Raw genomic sequence first — 17,234 nt, 5'->3', positions numbered from 1 at the left:
GTGAGACCAGCCAAGCGCCCTCGGCTCATAGCAGGGCGCGAGACTTCGGCCAAATTTTGTTTCGGGCCTCCGGATATGAAAAAGGCGGCCCGGAGGCCGCCTTTCGCAGAAGTGTGTTGTATTTTTGCCGATCAGGAACCAGCGCCGCTGAGCGTGGTCACGGCGCGGCGGTTCTGCGACCAGCAGGAGATGTCATCGCATACCGCGACCGGACGTTCCTTGCCGTAGGAAATCGTCTTGAGGCGGCTGGCCGAAACACCCTTGGAGACCAGGAAGTCGCGAGTGGCCGCGGCACGGCGGGCACCGAGCGCCAGATTGTATTCGCGCGTGCCGCGTTCGTCGGCATGGCCTTCGACGACGATGGCATACTGCTTGTACTGGTTCAGCCACTGCGCCTGACGCGAAAGCGTCGTCTGCGCGTCGGCCCGGATCGAGGTCGAGTCCGTATCGAAGAAGATACGGTCGCCGATGTTGACGGTGAAGTCCTGCGCCGAGCCGGGTGTTGCAGCACCGGCGCCATTGAGGCCAAGGTCAGCGGCGCTGTTCGGCGTCTTCTTCGAGGCGCAACCGGCGACGGCGAGCATCGCCACCAGCGCGATCATGACCGGGTTTCTGGTAAGTGCTGCGATACGGCCCATGCCGCCTCTCCTTCGTATTCGAGTGATTTCGTTGATCACCCAGTAACCACGTTTGGGTTAACCGGCATTCAAGAAACACGGTTAAAATTTGGTTTAAGCTGCCCGTCCGCAGCCGTTTGTCATGAGCCACAGTTGGCGCGGACCCTAGGCGGAAATGCGGCCAAAACGCGACGAAGGCGTGGAAAAAGGGGCAATGCAAAGGGGAATTGAAGAGTTGGAGAACTGAGGAATTGAAGAAGGATGCTCACCTTAGCTTCTCTCTGAGGTTCACCAGCATTCCGTACACACGGGCATAGAATTGTAGCCATTCGTCCCGTTGCGCCTGTGAGATGTATCCAAGGTCGAACGCGTATGAAATCCACGTCTCGACTTCACTGCACGATCCCATGGCCATCGAAATGAACCGGGCGAATTCGGCTTTGGAGTGGGTTTGTTTGGCAAAACCCTCGGCCAGATTGGCGCAAATCCCTTTGCTGGAACGCCGCAGCTGATCAGCCAGCGCGTATTGCTCTATTTTGGGGAAAGCCAGCGTGGCCTTGTGAACCGCCAGAGAGACTACGTAAGCGCGCTTGTAGACCTCTAGATCCCTTGCTCGCTTAACGTAACCTTCTGCTTTCTCCATCTCTTCAATTCTTCAATTCGCCAATTCCTGGCTTATTCCAGCAACGGCGACCAGGCCGGATCCGAAGCAAAATTCGATGTCGGGATCGGCTGTTCGTTGCGGCCGGTGAGATCGACGGAAACCAGTTTCGGGCCGCCATTGGAGTCACGGAAGAACATCAGCACACGGCCGTTCGGCGCCCAGGTCGGGCCTTCCTGCTGAAAGCCGGACGACAGGATGCGCTCGCCAGAGCCGTCGGTCTTCATGACGCCGATCTGGAATTCGCCGCCGCTCTGCTTGGTGAAGGCGATGAGGTCGCCGCGCGGCGACCACACCGGCGTCGAATAGACGCCGTCGCCGAAGGAGATGCGGGTCTGGCCCGAGCCATCGGCGCCCATGACGTAGATCTGCGCGCGGCCGCCACGGTCGGAGGTGAAAACCACCTTGCTGCCGTCGGGAGAATAGGAGGGCGAGGTGTCGATGGCGGTCGAGTTGGTCAGCCGCGTCGTCGAGCGGCTGCGCAGGTCCATGGCGAAGATGTTGGAATTGCCGTCGTCGCGCAGCAGGCTCATGATCACCTTCTGGCCGTCGGGCGAGAAGCGCGGCGCAAACGTCATGCCTGGAAAATTGCCGACCAGTTCGCGCTGCCCGGTCTCGATCTGCAGGAGATAGACCCGCGGCTGGCCGCTTTCATAGGACATGTAGGTGATTTCCTGCCGGTTCGGCGAGAAGCGTGGCGTCAGCACGATCGACCGGCCATCCGAAAGGTAGCGGATATTGGCGCCGTCCTGGTCCATGATGGCGAGGCGCTTCTTGCGCGCGTTCTTGGCGCCGGACTCGTCGATGAACACGACGCGCGTGTCGAAATAGCCCTTCTCCCCGGTCAGCCGCTCATAGATGGCATCGGCGATGATGTGGGCGACGCGGCGCTGATTGGCATCGTTGGCAAAGAACTGCTCGCCGGCCATCTGCTGTCCGGCAAAGGTGTCCCACAGCCGGTACTGGGCGCGGATACGGCCGTCGGCCTCCTTGCTGACGCTGCCGGTGACCAGCGCTTGCGCGTTGATTACCTTCCAGTCTTCGAAGCGGGGTGTTGCGTCCGGATTGGCGATCTTCTCGATGAAGGCGCTCTTGTCGATCGGCGCGAACAGGCCCGAGCGCTTCAGATCGGCGGTGACGATCTGGGAAATCTGGGCGCCAAGCGCATCGCCACCCTGGAAATCCGTGATGGCGATCGGCAGCGGCTCGACATTGCCTTTGTTGACGTTGAGTTCGACGAGCGCCAGCGCCGGCAGCGTGCCGGCAGCGGTCATGCCCATCGCCATCGCGGCAATCATCAGGAGCGGCTTGAGGATTGATTTCATGTCTTCTCGCTTCTCATACTGATTTTCGGATGTCAGGGCCTACAGGCCAAGCATCTCCCTTGGGTCGAATGTGACCCGGATGTCGTTCCAGATATCTTGCTTGCCGGCGGGAACCTGCAGGCCGGCCATGTCGCATTTCTGAACCGCGCGCACCGCACTCTCATCGAACTGCCTGTTGCCGCTCGATGTTTCAACCGACGGGCGACCGTCGAGCTTGCCTGAGTTGTTCAGATTGAAACGGACGACGACGACGAAATTCTCCGACCCTTCAAGCCCGGCTGGCAAGGTCCAGCAACCGCCCAACTGGCTTTCCAGGGCGCCCTGCTCCGACTTCGACAGCTTCTGGCCTTGATCCTTGTCGCCACCGAGCGACGCCTGCTGGGTCGAGCGCTTGGCGCCGCCGCCGGACGGCTTCTGCTTGTCGAGCAGGGCCGAAATCTCATTGGCGTTGAACTGCTTGTCGTCGGACTTCGGCTTCGACGAGGCTTCCTTGACCGGCTTGTCGGCATCCTTGCGGTCAGGCGCCTTGGCGCTTTCGGCCTGTGCCGGCTGCGGCTTTGGCCGCGCTTCCGGCGCGGGCGCCGAATTCGGCAATTGGGTCTCTTCTGTGGGCGGGTCCTTGGCTATGGCCTCGGCGACGGCATCCGGCTTGACCTCAGGGGTCGGATCGATAGCAGCGGTCTTGTCCTGCGGCGGCGGTGTCGGCGCCGGCTTGGCCGGCGTCGGCTTGGGCTCCGTCTTCTTGACCGACTCGGGCTTGACCTCTTCCTTGGGCGTCGGCGCTGGCGCCACTTCCGTCGCCGGAATGGGCTTGGGCTTTTCCTGCGGCTTCGGCACGTCCTCGGTCTTCGGGATTTCCTTCGGGGTTGGCGCTGGCGCCGGGGCCGACGTCGTGTCGACGGGTTTCGGCTTGGCTTCCGGCGTTATCGGCTTGTCGGTGTCGACGCTGTTTTCGCCCACCTTCTGCGCATCCGGCACGACGTCGGGACGCTGCGTCGGCAACGGCGCCGGCTTTTCATGCATCACGGCCTTCTTGTCGCCCTGTAGCGTCTGCGCAATGGCTTCCATCGGCACGATATCGACCGCAACCGACTCCACGTCGGCCGACGGAAGCGCGGCCGGCGCCGACAGGGTGAACAAGCCGAAGGCCAGCACCGCCGTGTGCAGGATCACCGATGTGGTGAGGCCGGTCCTCATCGTGCGTCTATTGATCCTGTTCCTGCAGTGAAACCAGGCCGATGTTCTTGTAACCAGCGGCCGAGATGCGAGCCATGACCTTCATGGCCGTGCCATAGTCGGTCGATTTGTCGCCACGAATGAAGATACGCTCTTCATAACCGGTCTTCGAGATCGCCTGCAGTTTGGCCACCAGTTCCTCGATCGGAATCTCGGTTTCCTGCAGGAATATCTTGCCGGTCGCATCGATCGAGACGGTGATTGGCTGGGTGTCGGCATTCATCGCCTTGGCCTGCGTGTCCGGCAGGTCGATCGGCACGCCGACCGTCAGCATCGGCGCGGCGACCATGAAGATGATCAAAAGCACGAGCATGACGTCGACCATCGGCGTGACGTTGATCTCCGACATCAGCGCATGGTGGCGGCCGCGCCGCCGGTGGCCGCGCCCGCCGCGCCCTCCCATGCCTACGGACATACCCATCTCGTTACTCCTCAGGCCTTAGGCGCTACTTTTTCATCGATTTGGCGCGAGAGTATGGCGGAGAACTCGTCGGAGAACCCCTCCATGCGCACAGCGATCTTGCTCGCATCCGATGACAGCTTGTTATAGGCGATGACCGCCGGAATAGCGGCGAGCAGGCCGATGGCCGTCGCCAGCAGCGCTTCGGCGATACCGGGCGCGACCACCGCGAGGCTGGTGTTCTTGGAGCCCGCGATGGCCTGGAACGACGTCATGATGCCGATGACGGTGCCGAACAGGCCGATGAAAGGTGCTGCCGATCCGGTCGTGGCAAGGAAGCCGAGGCGTCCCTCCAGCTTCTCCATCTCGCGAGTCAGCGCCAGGTCCATGGCCTTGTCGATACGGGTCTGCAGGCCGAGCGGCGACTTGGCGCCTTTCTCGAAACTCTTCTTCCATTCACGCATGGCGGCGACGAAAATGGCGCCCATGCCTGTCGTCTTGCGGTCGGCGAGCGTGCGGTAGAGTTCCTCCAGCGACTGCCCGGACCAGAAAACCTGCTCAAAGCGGTTCAGTGCCAGCCGCATGCGGCCATAGGCGACCAACTTGTCGACGATGATCGCCCAGGTCCACACCGAGGCGCAGAGCAGCCCGATCATGACCAGCTTGACCACCCAGCTGGCCTGCATGAACAGGGCCCAAATCGACAATTGCGCGCCCGGTTCGGCGAGTGCGATATTTTCCATCGTTACGTCCTTAAGATTTTCCGGGCGAAGCTGGCGGCTGGCCCCTGGCATCCCTTGTGGTCGGTTCGCACGAAGCTACCGGACACCCCAAACCGTGCCGTTAGCGGCCTTTTCGGGGCAAATATTGGTGAAAGGAAGGCGCTGGATAACGCCAATCTTCGCCAATCTCTTCATGAACCGTTATGGTTAAGGATGGGTTAGTCTATCAGGCGCGGCGCATTGCCGCGCCCGGGCATCGCAGGCCGGCATCACCTGAATATCAGCGTACCCGAGGCATGAAGGCCGCGACCCATTCCCTGGGGAAGCGCCTCGGCCGGCCGGCCTCGCCGATGATCGCCGCCTCGACCTTGGCCTCGACCAGCACCTCGTCGCCGCGCTTGAGCTGCTGCGCCATGAAGATGCGCGCGCCTGAGATGTCCTGCGTGCGGGTGTCGACGGTCAGTATGTCGTCGATGCGGGCGGGGATGCGGAAGTCGATCTCCATGCGGCGTACCACCCACACGATCTTCTCGCCATGCTTGCCGTCGGCGAGCTCGGTATGATGCACGCCGGTGAGCCTGAGATAATCGGACCGGCCGCGCTCGAGGAATTCGAGATAGCGCGCGTGATAGACGACGCCCGAGAAATCGGTATCGGCATAATAGACCCGTGCCATCAGCCGGTGGCCGAACTCGGTCAGCGCGCCGGAAAGCCCAGCCAGCAATGCCGCGGATTCACCATGATCGCCCATTGCGCTTCCCTTTTTGATGCCGACGCGGCAGGTATTTTTGGCGCATGAACCCGATGGCACTGTTGACGGCGCGGATCAAGACCCGTGCTGGCGTCGTCGAAGCGTTCGATGGCGAGAAGGCCGAGCCGGACGCAATCCGAAGTCTGCCCCTGAAGTGCCGGTCAGCCGAGGTCGATCTGCAGGATTTCCGGACGCATGCCGAAACGGATGGGCAAATTGCTGAAGCCGAGCCCGCCCGAGACGATCAGGTTGCGGTCGTTCTCGATGACATGGCCATAGGCGTATCGATTGCCGAACTGCGACGGCACGATAGGCGAATAGCCGAACAGCCGCACCTGCCCGCCATGGGTGTGTCCCGCTAGCGTCAGCGACACGCGCGACGGCACTTTTGGAAAAATGTCCGGTTCGTGCGCCAGCAGGATGACAGGCGCGGCGTCGCTGATTTTAGCCAGCGTGCCGTCGAGATCGTCCAATCGCCTGGGACGCTCGTGCTTCTTTTTCCGCAACAGCGCCAACTGATCGGCGAGGCCGGCGATCCATACGCCATGTCCGTCCTTTTCCAGACGCACGACGTCGTTCTCCAGAACCGGGATGCCGACCTTCTCCAATGCCTTGCGCGCGATCGTCGGACCAACTCCGGCACGCTGCGCGAAGCCGTCGGCCCACCAGTCGTGATTGCCGAGGATCGACAGCACGCCGAGCGGTGCCTTGAGGCCCGACAGGGCGCCCGCCCATTCCGGCGGCGTCACCCTTTGTGACAACAGGCGAATGCCGGCGATGTAGTCGCCGAGCAGCACGATCAGGTCCGGCTGCAGAGCATTCGCCTCTTCGGCAAGCGAAGCGATCCGCTCCGGCGTCATCCACGGCCGGCAGGCGTGGATGTCGGCGAGCGCGACGACGCGAAGCTTCAATCCGGCGGGCCAATGCGGTGGCGTGAGCGCATAGCGCTTCACATGCGTCAGCAGCATCGGCTCGATGCCGACGGCGTAGGCACTGAACGAGGCGACCGACAGGAATGACCCGCCGATGAAGCGCAGGAACCCGCGTCTGGTTATCATTGAGTGACTCCGGCACCTCATTTCGGCATGCGCTGATGCCTGTCCTCCAAAAGCGATCTCGATTTGGGAGGACGACGTGCAAGAGGCAGCGAGCCCGATACAATCCAAGAATACGCCTGCAAGCCGGCGAAGATGAGGAGAATTTGCGCAGGTCCGTTCACTGATGCTTGATCGGCGTGAAAAGCGGCGTCGGAAGCTACTCTTCCTGGAACAGGTTGATCTGCTGCTGCGCCAGATCCTTCGGCGCATCGAGGCCGAGATGGCGCCAGGCATTGGCGGTCAGCATGCGTCCGCGCGGCGTGCGCTGGATGAAGCCCTGCTGGATCAGATAGGGTTCGATGATGTCCTCGATGGCGTCGCGCGGCTCGGACAGGCCCGCCGCGATCGTCTCGATGCCCACCGGCCCGCCGCCGAAATTGCGCGCGATCATGCTGAGATAGCGGCGGTCGAGCGCGTCGAGGCCGAGCGCATCGACTTCGAGCCGGGTCAAGGCTTCGTCGGCGATCAGGCGGTCGACATGGCCGTCGCCGGCAACCGAGGCGAAATCGCGCACCCGCCGCAACAGCCGGCCGGCGATGCGCGGCGTGCCGCGCGCGCGCCGCGCGATCTCGAGCGCACCGTCGTTGCCGAGCGGCATCTGCAGGATGCGAGCGCCGCGCCGCACGATCTGCTCCAATTCCTCGACCGTGTAGAAATTGAGCCGTACCGGAATGCCGAAGCGGTCGCGCAACGGATTGGTGAGCAGGCCGAGCCGCGTGGTGGCTGCCACAAGGGTGAAGCGCGCAAGGTCGATCTTGACCGAGCGCGCCGCCGGTCCCTCGCCGATGATCAGGTCGAGCTGGAAATCCTCCATCGCCGGATAGAGGATTTCCTCCACTGCCGGGTTGAGCCTGTGGATCTCGTCGATGAACAGCACATCGCCTTCTTCGAGATTTGTCAGCAGTGCCGCGAGATCGCCTGCCTTGGCGATGACCGGCCCGGAGGTCGAGCGGAAATTGACGCCGAGCTCACGTGCCATGATCTGCGCCAGCGTCGTCTTGCCCAGCCCCGGCGGTCCGACGAACAGCACATGGTCGAGCGCCTCCTTGCGGCCCTTGGCGGCCTCGATGAAGACTTTGAGGTTTGCCCGCACCGCCGCCTGACCAACGAAATCGTCGAGCGTCTGCGGCCGCAACGTCTGCTCGGCGTCCTCGCCACGCTTTTCCGGTGCAATGAGACGGGGGGAAAGGCTCATGCCAGCAATTCCATGCTTGCAATGGACCTTGCAGCCCGCTGATCGAAAGTGACCGTGTGGGAACAACCTACATTTCGGTTGTGCTCGGCGATTAGCGCATCGGCAAAGTCAACTTGCGGCATGTTGGACCTGTCGAGCGCGATCACGATGGCATCGAAATCCTCGAAAACCAACGTTCTGATTTTCAGCAGTCTTTGGATTGCCGCCAGGACTTGTTCCCTGGACATCCTGTAACGAGAAATCAGCGACCAACTGAACTCGACCAGGACGATCAGGCTGACAAAGCCTGGGGTATCCTCACTAAGGCCTTTGCCGAAAGCCAAGGCTTTTGCCCTTTGCTCGGCATCATCGTTCAGCACCATTCGAAGCAGAACGTTCGTATCGATGCCTATCGACGTCACGCGTCGCCCTCATGCCCGCCCTTCGGCGCGTCCCCGACAACATGCCGTCCAACAGCGTCCCGAACCGCGGCATCGATTTCCTCGAGTGAAGCCGGACCGTCGGGCGGATCTCCCAGGAATCCGGCGAGGTCAGCAAAGTCGAGATTGCGCGGCGTTCCGATCAAGTAGCCATCCACTACCGTCCAGGCGATCATGTCACCCGCCTTGAGCGACAGCGCATCCCTGACATCCTTTGGGATGGTAAGCTGGCCTTTCGATGTCAGGCTTGCGTAGGCGCCCATTTTTCTTACTTTCGAAGAAATTACTTACAAAACATATTATAGCTGGAATTTAGTGTTCAAGCAATCACCGCGCCAGTTCCTTCAGCCCGAAGCGGATGAGTTTCGACGCATCGGCGCCCTCGCCCGCCGTCTTCAGCGCCGCCGACACCGCATTGGCGGCGGTGTCACGCGAATAGCCGAGGTTGACCAGGGCCGAGACCGCGTCGGTGATCGGCGCCGGCGCCACGCCTTCGCCGAGTTCCTGTTTGAGCCCAATGGTGCCGGTGGCGGTGCCCGCATAGGCCGGTGCCTTGGCCTTCAATTCGGTGACGATGCGCTCGGCCACCTTCTTGCCGACGCCAGGGGCGCGGGAAACCATGGCGATGTCGCGCAGTGCAATGGCATTGGCGAGGTCGGCCGGCGCCAGCGTCGACAGGATGGCCAGCGCCACCTTGGCGCCGACGCCCGGCACGTTGTTCATCAGCAACCGAAACCATTCGCGCTCGAGCTGCGACTGGAAACCATAGAGCCGCAACATGTCCTCGCGGACATAGGTCTCTATGAACAGCACCACCGCTTCGCCGGGCGAAGGCAGTGCCGCCAGCGTGCGGGTCGAGCAATAGGCGACATAGCCGACGCCGTGGATATCGACGAGACAATGATCTTCGTCGACCTCGTCGAGCGTGCCCTTGAGCTTGCCGATCATCCCCAACAGCCTCTCATGATGCCAATACCGCCAGCCGATAGGCAGCACTCTGCCGGTGGTGCGCGTGGCAAATCGCGATGGCCAGCGCGTCGGCGGCGTGTTCGGTGTCGAAGATCGCCTTCGGCAGCAGCACCTTCACCATCATGTGGATCTGCTTCTTGTCACCGTGGCCGACGCCGATCACCGCCTTCTTCACCGCATTGGGCGCATATTCGGCGACGACGAGGCCCGCCCGCGCCGGGACCAGCATGGCAATGCCGCGCGCCTGGCCGAGCTTCAGCGTCGCAACGGCGTCCTTGTTGACGAAGGTCTGTTCGACGGCGGCCTCATGCGGCATGGCCTGATGCAGGACTTCGGCAAGCCCATCATGCAGTTGACAGAGCCGCGTCGCCAGCGCTGCCTTGTCCTCGGAGCGCACGGTACCCGAAGCGACAAAACGCAAGGAATTGCCGAGGCTCTCGACAATGCCCCAGCCGGTGCGCCTGAGCCCCGGATCGATACCGATGATGCGAATCGCGTCCCCCATCCGGTGACTTTACCCCCGGCGGACAGCGATGCCAGCGAAATGTGAACAAACCAGAAACAACCCTTGCCAATTCAAGGGGAGCGATTGCGAGATCGCTTAATTGCGGGCGAACGCCGTGTTGAGCAGGCTGATCTGGTCCGAAACCGGATTGGGCCGGCGGGCGACGGGCTGCATGTCGACCACCGCGCCGGCGCCGTAGATCTCTTCATCCATGCGGCGCACCAATGCCTGCAGGCGCAGCGACCGGTTGACGAGGTCGAGAAAATCGTTCGGCAGTTCGGCCCAGCCGGCCGCCTCGTCATGGGCGGAAGCGGTGTCGAGGCGCACCTTGGACTTTTCCGATGCGACCTGGTCGCGGGTCATCTCGCCGGAATTCGCCGCGCGCTGCAAAAGCAGCCACGAGGCAACCTGCATCAGCCTGGTGGTCAGTCGCATCGATTCGGCCGCGTAGAGCGTGGCCGCCAGCCGCGACAGTTTCTTGGCCTCGGCCCGGCCCTTGCCGTCGAGATACTCCGCCGCCTGTTCGACCAGTCCCATGCCTTCCTGGTAAAGCGGTTTGAAGGAGTGCGAAAAAACCCGGCGCTCCGCCAGCTTCACGGTTTTCGCAATGCCCTTCGAAGGCTCGTTCATTGATAACGCCCCTGCACTCGCAACCGGCCGATTCGGCTCTCTGCCGATACACCCGGGACCCTATATAACTGAAGCTTGAAAATGCGCTTCGTCCGGGGTGAAGGCAAGCACATGTTTAACAGAAGGTTAACGGGGAACGGCCGCGCGGAATGCCGCCGGAATGCGGACAAAAAAAGAGCCGCGGATAAGGCGGCTCTCAGGAGTTTAACAGGGAGGCGTCAAACAAAGTGGCTCCAACCACTCGGTAAGAATCCAGATCACTGGATGGACATAGTAAACGCCTGTAAAGCTTAATGAACCCTTAACATCCCTGATATTTTTTAACCCAACCCGTGCTCCTGTGCCGTAACAGCACAGCCGCACAGGTCCGGTTTCAACCTTCCCTCAGGCCTTTTTCCACACCACCGGCAAGGCAATGAAGGCGAACAGCAGAATGCCTGCGTAGAAGCCGATCGAAGATATCCCCAGCAACGGCTCGATCCCCGGATTTCCGGCAAGCAGTATATAAAGGCCGATCATGAGCCCGATGCCGCTGATTGCCGTCAGCCAGAAATGGACCAGGGCCAGCGTCTTTTGCCCGGCAGCCGGAAACAGGTGGTAAAAGAACGCGAAGACCGCCGACATCAGCCAGCCCGCCACCATGGTGTGGGCGTGGGTCGGCATCTGGCCATGATCTTCGCTGATGGCCATGTGGATGCCGAGTGCCATGCCGCACAGCGCATAGATGATCGCCAGCGTGAAGAAATTCCGTGCTGTCCCTTGCATATTAGTCCCCCGAATTGCCTTTTCCCAAGCTGGGAATGAGTTGATCGTCAGGCGAGCGCTGTCGCCGCCGCACTTCCTGCGTCGGCACTAGCATCGGCACTGTTTCCGGACGATGTCGCCCCCCCGACGCTCCCGGCATAGCAGAAAATCGGGCGGTGCGTTCATCATATTAGTCGCTCCTTTCGTTAGCCGGCAGTCTGAAACACGGCCGGCTTTTCCACGACATCGTTCGGAAACAACCGCGGCGCTAAACGCGGCGGCATCTGATCGGCGAAGGGGCAATGGCCTGCCTCGCCATCATTATTGGACATGGGGAGAAAGTCATGGATTGGTATTCCATCGTCAAATTGCTGCACATCGTTTCGGCGATGCTTTGGGTCGGTGGCGGCTTCACGCTGATGGTGCTGGCGACGCTGGCGGATCGTGCCGGTAACATTCAGGGAACGCTGCAGGCGATGCGCGCCACCGGCGAGCTGGGCAACCGCTTCTTCGCGCCGATGTCGATGCTGACATTGGCCTTCGGCTTGATCATGTGCTCATTCTGGGTCGGCTTCTCCGATCTCTGGATCCTGATCGGCCTTGCCGGCTACGCCACGACCTTCTGCATCGGCATGTTCGTTTTCAAGCCGACAGCCGACCACATGACCGCGATGATCGCCAGGGACGGCGTGACGCCCGCGGCACTTGCCTACGGCCAGCGCATCCTGCGGGCGGCGCGCTTCGATTATGCGGTCATGCTGGTCATCGTCACCGACATGGTGCTGAAGCCCACCCTGCACGACGTCGCCATTCTCGCCGGCATGGTTGTGGTTCTTGCCGCCGGCGCCACAATGGCGCTCGGCCGGACACGTCGCATGGTGCCCAACGCCGCCTGACCAGAGCGGATCGCCTGAAGGGGCGCCGGTCTACATCAGGCCGGCAATCCCGTCCCACAGAAGCTTCACAGCCACGACCGCCACGGTCGCATAGGTGAAGGGATAAAAAACCTCCGGCCGCATGCGCCGCACCAGCCACGCACCGGCGATGGTCGACAACGGCGCCAGCGGCATCAGCACCGCCGACGCCGTCAGATTGGCGGTGTCGAACTGGCCGAGCGCGAAATAGGGAATGAGCTTCAGCGCGTTGGTGGCGGCAAAGAAGATCGCTGCCGTGCCCGACAGCACCTTGGGGTCGAGTCGGATCGGCAAGGCATAGACTTGAAAGGGCGGGCCGCCGACATGGGCGACGAAGCTGGTGAAGCCTGCGACCGTGCCCCATATGGCCGCGGCCACGCGATTGGGTGCGGCCATATGGTCGGAACCATGACGAAATTGCAGGTAAAGCCAGCGCAGGACGAAGATGATGGCGACGGCACCGACGATGAGCCGCACCGCTTCCTCGGTGACGAGTGCCGCCGTCAGCCAGCCAAGCCCGATGCCGATGATGGCGCCAGGCATCATGTCGGCCAGCATCTTTCTGTTATAGACGCCCCACCATGTCCACACCGAGACGATGTCCATCAGGCACAGGATCGGCAGCAGGATGGCGGCCGCCTGCACCGGCGGCATGGTCAGCGCCATCAGCGGCACGCCGACAAAGCCGACGGCGCCGCCAAAACCGCCCTTGGACAGGCCGACCAGAATGACCGCCGGGACGGCGGCCGCGTAGAACCACGGATCGAGAAGCAGGCCTGACATGGGGAGGGCTGGTCTGGAGGGAAAGCGGATCAACGTCTGAATAGACTGGAATCGCCTGCTCGGCGACCGTAAATATCGACTGGCCGCGACATATCGGGCCAACGGGCTTCGAACGCTTATCGGTGCGCCGAAACCAGCAGGAACATCGGCCGCTCGAGCTCTTCCGCAAGGTCCGGCCGGGCCGCGATCTGCGCGTCCGTCGGACGGAATTCCTCGACATGCTCGATTGTGAAACCCGTGCGGATCAGGGTGTTGAGCGTTGTGCCGATGGTGCGGTGATGTTTGACCACCCCCTTGGCCAGCCAGTCGGTCTTGCGCGGCCCTTCCACCAGATACCGGTCGACAGGCCAGGTCCTTTTCCCTTCCCCATCGCTCGACCAGCCCGGATTGGTTGGGGCCATGTAGATCGGATGTTCCGTCGAGAAGACAAAATGGCCGCGGGGCGACAGGGCCTGGTGCACGGTCCTGAACAGGCGCTCAATATCCTCGACATAGTGCAAGGCGAGCGAACTGTAGGCGAGATCGAAGCCGCCTTGCGGCAGGCTTAGCTGGTCGAGGTCGGCTCTCTCGTAGGTGACGCTGGCGTCCGGGCCGGCCGCTCTCGCACGGGCAAGCATCTTCTCCGACAGGTCAAGCCCAAGGACTTGCCTCGCCCCTTGCTCGTGCGCCCAGCGGCAAAACCAGCCGAAGCCGCAGCCGAGGTCGACGATCCTGAGGCCTGCCACGTCAGGCAGCATCGCACGCAGCGCCGGCCACTCGGCGGCGCCGTTCAGGCCTTCGATCGAGCGGCCAAGCTGGCTGTAGCCAGCGAAGAAATCCGGCTGATCGTAAATGTTTTGCGCCATGTTTTTCTCGCTCCTCGGACAGCCATCTGGCGGAAGACTGACATTTGGTGTATTCTGGTGTACTCGCCGCGCCTTTCCACCATGGCCACGCGGGTCAAGCCTGTGAGCCCGACGGCAACCCCAGTGGCGGCGGCCGTCGCCGGATCGGCTGTGCCTTGATGATGGCGGTGCTGGTCTCGGCCTTGTCGGCGATACGGTCGAGAATGCCGTCGAGGTCGCCGATCGAGCGCACGTACAGCCGGGCGACGAAACAGTCGTCGCCCGTCACCTTGTCGCATTCGCCGAACTCGGCAATCTCCTCGATCAGTTTCTGGACGATGTGCAGCTTGCCCGGCAAAGGTTTGATCCGCACGATCGCCTGGAGCGTATAGCCGAGCGCCAGCGGATCGATCTCGACGGTGAACGCCCGGATGACGCCCCGCTCCTCGAGCCGCCGCAGCCGCTCCGAGACGCTCGGCGACGACAGCCCGACCTGGGCTGCCAGATCCTTCAGCGAGGTCCGCGCATCCCTGACCAGGATTTCCAGCAGATTTCGGTCGAAGTCATCCAGCATTTATTTTTCTCGCGGATTCCAAGGTGCCAGCCTAAGATAATTAGGCAAAGCCCTCATATCTCCTTTTCATAGAGATGGAAAGCCTCGGCATCGCATGAGATTATGCCGCCTCAACGGGTTCAGAGGCTTATCATGAACGATACTGTACGTGGCACGGCCGAAATGTCGGCCGCAATGGCGATCCTGGGAACGATCGGATGGTTCGTCATCATGTCCGGCCAGCCGATCATGGATGTGGTGTTCTGGCGCTGCGCGTTCGGCGCGCTGACGCTGCTCGTCATCTGTGCTTCGCTTGGATTGTTGCGCAACAGGCTGTCGTTGCGCATCATCGGCCTCGCAGCGCTTGGTGGTGCGGCGATCGTCATCAACTGGCTGCTCCTGTTCAGCGCCTTCTCACGCGCCTCCATCTCGATCGCCACCGCGGTCTACAACACGCAGCCCTTCATGCTGGTCGGCTTCGGGGCGCTGTTGTTCGCCGAGCGGCTGACATTGACCAAGCTGACCTGGCTGGCAATCGCCTTCGCCGGCATGGTGCTGATCGTCGGGGCCGCCCCTGACTCCGGCGATGTTGGTACGAACTATTTCGCCGGCATTCTCATGGCCCTGGCCGCCGCCTTCTTCTGGGCCGTCGCGGCCATCGTCACCAAGAAGCTCAAGGGCACGCCGCCGCATCTGATCGCGCTCATCCAGGTCTGCGTCGGCGTGGTCATGCTGGCGCCCTTCGCCAATCTCTCGCATCTTCCCGCCGACCCATGGAGCTGGGCCATGCTGGCGACGCTCGGCATCGTCCACACCGGCCTGATGTACATCCTGATGTACGGCGCCATCCAGAAGCTGCCGACGCATCTGCAGGGGTCGCTGTCCTTCATCTATCCGGTCGTTGCCATCCTGGTCGATGTCACCGCCTTCGGCCATCGGCTGCATTTCAGCCAGGTCGTCGGCGCCGCCGCCATCCTGATCGCTGCCGCCGGCATGAACCTCGGCTGGACATTGTGGAAATCGAGACCGTCCGCCGCGAGCCCGCAGCCGGTCAAGTAAGGCGGCATGCCGGCTACCCGGCCGGTCAAAAATTGCGATCCTGGCTGCCCGCCTGTTCAAAGCGGGCAGTTTGCTCTATGCCGCAATCCAACCATCTTCGCCCGGCATAGGCGAAACCCGGGATCGAAGAACCATGAATGACGCAACGCCCCCCAACCGCTGCCGCATCGTACTGATCGCGCCGCCCGGCGTGCCGGCCACCCGCATCGCGGCCGCGTTCGACGGCGGCGACATCGCCTCGCTGATCCTGCCCGAGAACGGCATGGACGAGGCCTCCTTCCAGGCCTTTGCCGAACAGGTCGTGCCGGCCGCGCAGGCCGCGGGCGTGGCCGTCATCATCGCTGGCGACACCCGCATCGCGGGCCGGGTCCAGGCCGACGGCATCCATGTCGAGGTCTCCAAGGCCGAGCTCGCGGAGACGATCGAGCATTTCCAGGCGAAGATGATGGTTGGCGCCGGCGGTGCCAAGACCCGCGACGACGCGCTGGAGCTTGGCGAAGCCAGGCCCGATTACATTTTCTTCGGCCGCTTCGGCTACGACAACAAGCCCGAGCCGCATCCGCGCAACCTGTCATTGGGGCAATGGTGGGCGCAGATGATCCAGATCCCCTGCATCGTCGAGGCGGGCTCCGATCTTGCCTCAGTCGAGACGGTGGCCGCCACCGGCGCCGAGTTCGTCGCACTGTCCAGCGCCGTGTTCGCCGACGGCGTCGATCCGAAGGCGGCGATAGCCCGCGCCAATGCGCTGCTCGACGAAACAGCGCCGCGCTTCGAGGATTGACGTGTCCCTGGCAAGGCTTTCCCTTCAGGCCCTGCTTGCGGCGGTGATGATCCAGGCCGCCGCCGCCGAAACCGTACCCTTGCCGCAGCCCAAGCCTGAAACCGGCGTGCACACCGACAAGCCGATCGAAAACCAACTGCCCCAGCCTGCCACCACGGCGGAGCCCGCACCGCTGCCCTCGGTCGACAGCGTCAATCCCGATCGTTTCGGCGCCAAGCCGGCCGACGCCGCCTATGGCGCGTTCCAGCGCGGGCTCTACAAGACCGCCTACAATCTGGCGCTGGTCCGTGCGCAGAATGGCGACCCGGCCGCGCAGACGCTGGTGGCCGAGATCCTGTCGCGTGGGTTGGGTGTGCCGTTGAACTCGGCCGAGGCCGCGAAATGGTACGCGCTTGCCGCCGAGCAGGGCGTGCCGGAATCGCAGTTTCAATATGCGCTGATGCTGCTCGACGGCCGCTACGTCAAGAAGGACGCGAAGGGGGCCTATGCCCTGATGCAGGCCGCCGCCGAAGCCGGCAACCAGCTGGCGCAATTCAATTTCGCGCAGATGCTGGTCCAGCAGGATCCCGGCGACGCCGGCCTGGCCAAGGCGGTTTCCTATTATGAGCGCGCCGCGGCGACCGGTCTCGCCGATGCGCAATACGCCATGTCTCAAATCTATGCCAACGGCGTCGGCGGCAAGCCGCGCGACGATGCACAGGCACGGCGGCTGCTGGCGCAGGCTGCCCGTCAGAACTATGACACCGCGCAGATCGATCTCGCCGCCTGGATGATCGAAGGCCGCGGCGGCGCGCGCGACCTGAAATCGGCTTTCGGCTGGACGAAGCAGGCCGCCGAAGGCGGCAACGTCGCGGCCCAGAACCGGCTGGCAAAACTCTATATGCAGGGCATCGGCACCGATCCGGACCTCGTGCTCGCCGGCGCCTGGTACATCGTCGCCCGCCGCGCCGGCCTCATCGATCAGGAAATGGACGATTTCCTGCAAGGGCTGAGCGACGACCAGACCAAGCAGGCCCTGCAGAAGGCGAACCGCCTGCCCTGAGGACAGC

General features: G+C 62.6%; 22 protein-coding genes. 4 read left to right on the top strand and 18 right to left on the bottom strand.

Annotated features, from left to right (window positions below):
- Positions 1-131: 131 nt before the first annotated feature.
- The 15 genes from pal to O7B34_RS26545 all read right to left on the bottom strand — a co-directional run bounded on the left by pal (position 132) and on the right by O7B34_RS26545 (position 11,292).
- Complete coding sequence (gene pal, locus O7B34_RS26615; protein WP_027141800.1) at positions 132-638, bottom strand: peptidoglycan-associated lipoprotein Pal; 507 nt, start codon at positions 636-638, stop codon at positions 132-134.
- 244 nt (positions 639-882) lie between these two features.
- Positions 883-1,260 carry a four helix bundle protein gene (locus O7B34_RS26610; protein ID WP_337148808.1) on the bottom strand — a complete coding sequence of 126 codons (378 nt, stop codon included), beginning with the start codon at positions 1,258-1,260 and terminating at the stop codon, positions 883-885.
- Positions 1,261-1,292: 32 nt separating this feature from the next.
- A complete protein-coding gene (gene tolB, locus O7B34_RS26605; RefSeq protein ID WP_337142296.1) occupies positions 1,293-2,603 on the bottom strand; it encodes a Tol-Pal system beta propeller repeat protein TolB in 1,311 nt (436 codons plus the stop codon).
- Positions 2,604-2,642: 39 nt separating this feature from the next.
- Entirely contained in the window at positions 2,643-3,800 is a 1,158-nt protein-coding gene (locus tag O7B34_RS26600) for an energy transducer TonB family protein (protein WP_337148807.1), read from the bottom strand.
- Positions 3,801-3,807: 7 nt separating this feature from the next.
- A complete protein-coding gene (gene tolR, locus O7B34_RS26595; protein WP_027141797.1) occupies positions 3,808-4,260 on the bottom strand; it encodes a protein TolR in 453 nt (150 codons plus the stop codon).
- 11 nt (positions 4,261-4,271) lie between these two features.
- Positions 4,272-4,982 carry a protein TolQ gene (gene tolQ, locus O7B34_RS26590; protein ID WP_015315267.1) on the bottom strand — a complete coding sequence of 237 codons (711 nt, stop codon included), beginning with the start codon at positions 4,980-4,982 and terminating at the stop codon, positions 4,272-4,274.
- A gap of 259 nt (positions 4,983-5,241) precedes the next feature.
- Positions 5,242-5,712 carry a tol-pal system-associated acyl-CoA thioesterase gene (gene ybgC, locus O7B34_RS26585; protein ID WP_337148806.1) on the bottom strand — a complete coding sequence of 157 codons (471 nt, stop codon included), beginning with the start codon at positions 5,710-5,712 and terminating at the stop codon, positions 5,242-5,244.
- A gap of 161 nt (positions 5,713-5,873) precedes the next feature.
- Positions 5,874-6,770, bottom strand: coding sequence for a metallophosphoesterase (locus O7B34_RS26580; RefSeq protein ID WP_337105679.1), 897 nt, complete (start codon positions 6,768-6,770; stop codon positions 5,874-5,876).
- 196 nt (positions 6,771-6,966) lie between these two features.
- Entirely contained in the window at positions 6,967-8,004 is a 1,038-nt protein-coding gene (gene ruvB / locus O7B34_RS26575) for a Holliday junction branch migration DNA helicase RuvB (RefSeq protein WP_027141794.1), read from the bottom strand.
- Positions 8,001-8,405 (bottom strand): PIN domain-containing protein, encoded by a 405-nt coding sequence (locus O7B34_RS26570; RefSeq protein ID WP_337142298.1) that lies wholly within the window; start codon positions 8,403-8,405, stop codon positions 8,001-8,003. The genes ruvB and O7B34_RS26570 overlap by 4 nt, the downstream gene beginning before the upstream one ends.
- On the bottom strand, positions 8,402-8,686 hold the full coding sequence (locus tag O7B34_RS26565) for an AbrB/MazE/SpoVT family DNA-binding domain-containing protein (protein ID WP_027141792.1): 285 nt from the start codon (positions 8,684-8,686) through the stop codon (positions 8,402-8,404). The genes O7B34_RS26570 and O7B34_RS26565 overlap by 4 nt, the downstream gene beginning before the upstream one ends.
- 64 nt (positions 8,687-8,750) lie before the next feature.
- Positions 8,751-9,371 (bottom strand): Holliday junction branch migration protein RuvA, encoded by a 621-nt coding sequence (ruvA, locus tag O7B34_RS26560; protein WP_337148804.1) that lies wholly within the window; start codon positions 9,369-9,371, stop codon positions 8,751-8,753.
- Between the two features lie 13 nt (positions 9,372-9,384).
- Positions 9,385-9,897: a crossover junction endodeoxyribonuclease RuvC gene (gene ruvC / locus O7B34_RS26555; protein WP_027141790.1), complete on the bottom strand. Its 513-nt coding sequence runs from the start codon at positions 9,895-9,897 to the stop codon at positions 9,385-9,387.
- Between the two features lie 96 nt (positions 9,898-9,993).
- Positions 9,994-10,527, bottom strand: a complete 534-nt coding sequence (rcdA, locus tag O7B34_RS26550) for a protease adaptor protein RcdA (protein WP_027141789.1) — start codon at positions 10,525-10,527, stop codon at positions 9,994-9,996.
- A 384-nt stretch (positions 10,528-10,911) separates the two neighbouring features.
- Entirely contained in the window at positions 10,912-11,292 is a 381-nt protein-coding gene (locus O7B34_RS26545; protein ID WP_337142299.1) for a hypothetical protein, read from the bottom strand.
- 323 nt (positions 11,293-11,615) lie between these two features.
- Here O7B34_RS26545 and O7B34_RS26540 point away from each other — a divergent pair, with 323 nt between their 5' ends.
- Positions 11,616-12,167 (top strand): DUF2269 family protein, encoded by a 552-nt coding sequence (locus O7B34_RS26540; RefSeq protein WP_337142300.1) that lies wholly within the window; start codon positions 11,616-11,618, stop codon positions 12,165-12,167.
- Positions 12,168-12,197: 30 nt separating this feature from the next.
- Here the strand turns inward: O7B34_RS26540 and O7B34_RS26535 are convergent, their stop codons facing one another.
- From O7B34_RS26535 to O7B34_RS26525, 3 genes are all read right to left on the bottom strand, one after another.
- Complete coding sequence (locus tag O7B34_RS26535) at positions 12,198-12,968, bottom strand: sulfite exporter TauE/SafE family protein (RefSeq protein WP_337148803.1); 771 nt, start codon at positions 12,966-12,968, stop codon at positions 12,198-12,200.
- 116 nt (positions 12,969-13,084) lie between these two features.
- A complete protein-coding gene (locus O7B34_RS26530; RefSeq protein ID WP_337148802.1) occupies positions 13,085-13,813 on the bottom strand; it encodes a class I SAM-dependent methyltransferase in 729 nt (242 codons plus the stop codon).
- A gap of 94 nt (positions 13,814-13,907) precedes the next feature.
- Positions 13,908-14,366 (bottom strand): Lrp/AsnC family transcriptional regulator, encoded by a 459-nt coding sequence (locus tag O7B34_RS26525; protein ID WP_337105675.1) that lies wholly within the window; start codon positions 14,364-14,366, stop codon positions 13,908-13,910.
- Positions 14,367-14,498: 132 nt separating this feature from the next.
- On the opposite strand from O7B34_RS26525, the gene O7B34_RS26520 reads away from it, so the two are divergent.
- From O7B34_RS26520 to O7B34_RS26510, 3 genes are all read left to right on the top strand, one after another.
- The gene (locus O7B34_RS26520; RefSeq protein ID WP_337148801.1) at positions 14,499-15,404 is read left to right on the top strand and encodes a DMT family transporter; all 906 of its coding nucleotides are present in this window, start codon (positions 14,499-14,501) and stop codon (positions 15,402-15,404) included.
- Between the two features lie 133 nt (positions 15,405-15,537).
- Positions 15,538-16,185: a thiamine phosphate synthase gene (locus O7B34_RS26515; protein ID WP_337148800.1), complete on the top strand. Its 648-nt coding sequence runs from the start codon at positions 15,538-15,540 to the stop codon at positions 16,183-16,185.
- A 46-nt stretch (positions 16,186-16,231) separates the two neighbouring features.
- Positions 16,232-17,227, top strand: a complete 996-nt coding sequence (locus tag O7B34_RS26510; RefSeq protein ID WP_442921005.1) for a tetratricopeptide repeat protein — start codon at positions 16,232-16,234, stop codon at positions 17,225-17,227.
- Positions 17,228-17,234 lie beyond the last annotated feature (7 nt).

The organism is Mesorhizobium sp. Cs1299R1N3, from assembly GCF_037179625.1.
Lineage (GTDB): Bacteria > Pseudomonadota > Alphaproteobacteria > Rhizobiales > Rhizobiaceae > Mesorhizobium > Mesorhizobium salmacidum.
Note: the sequence above shows the minus strand (reverse complement) of the source record. Positions and strands in the feature narration are given on the sequence as shown.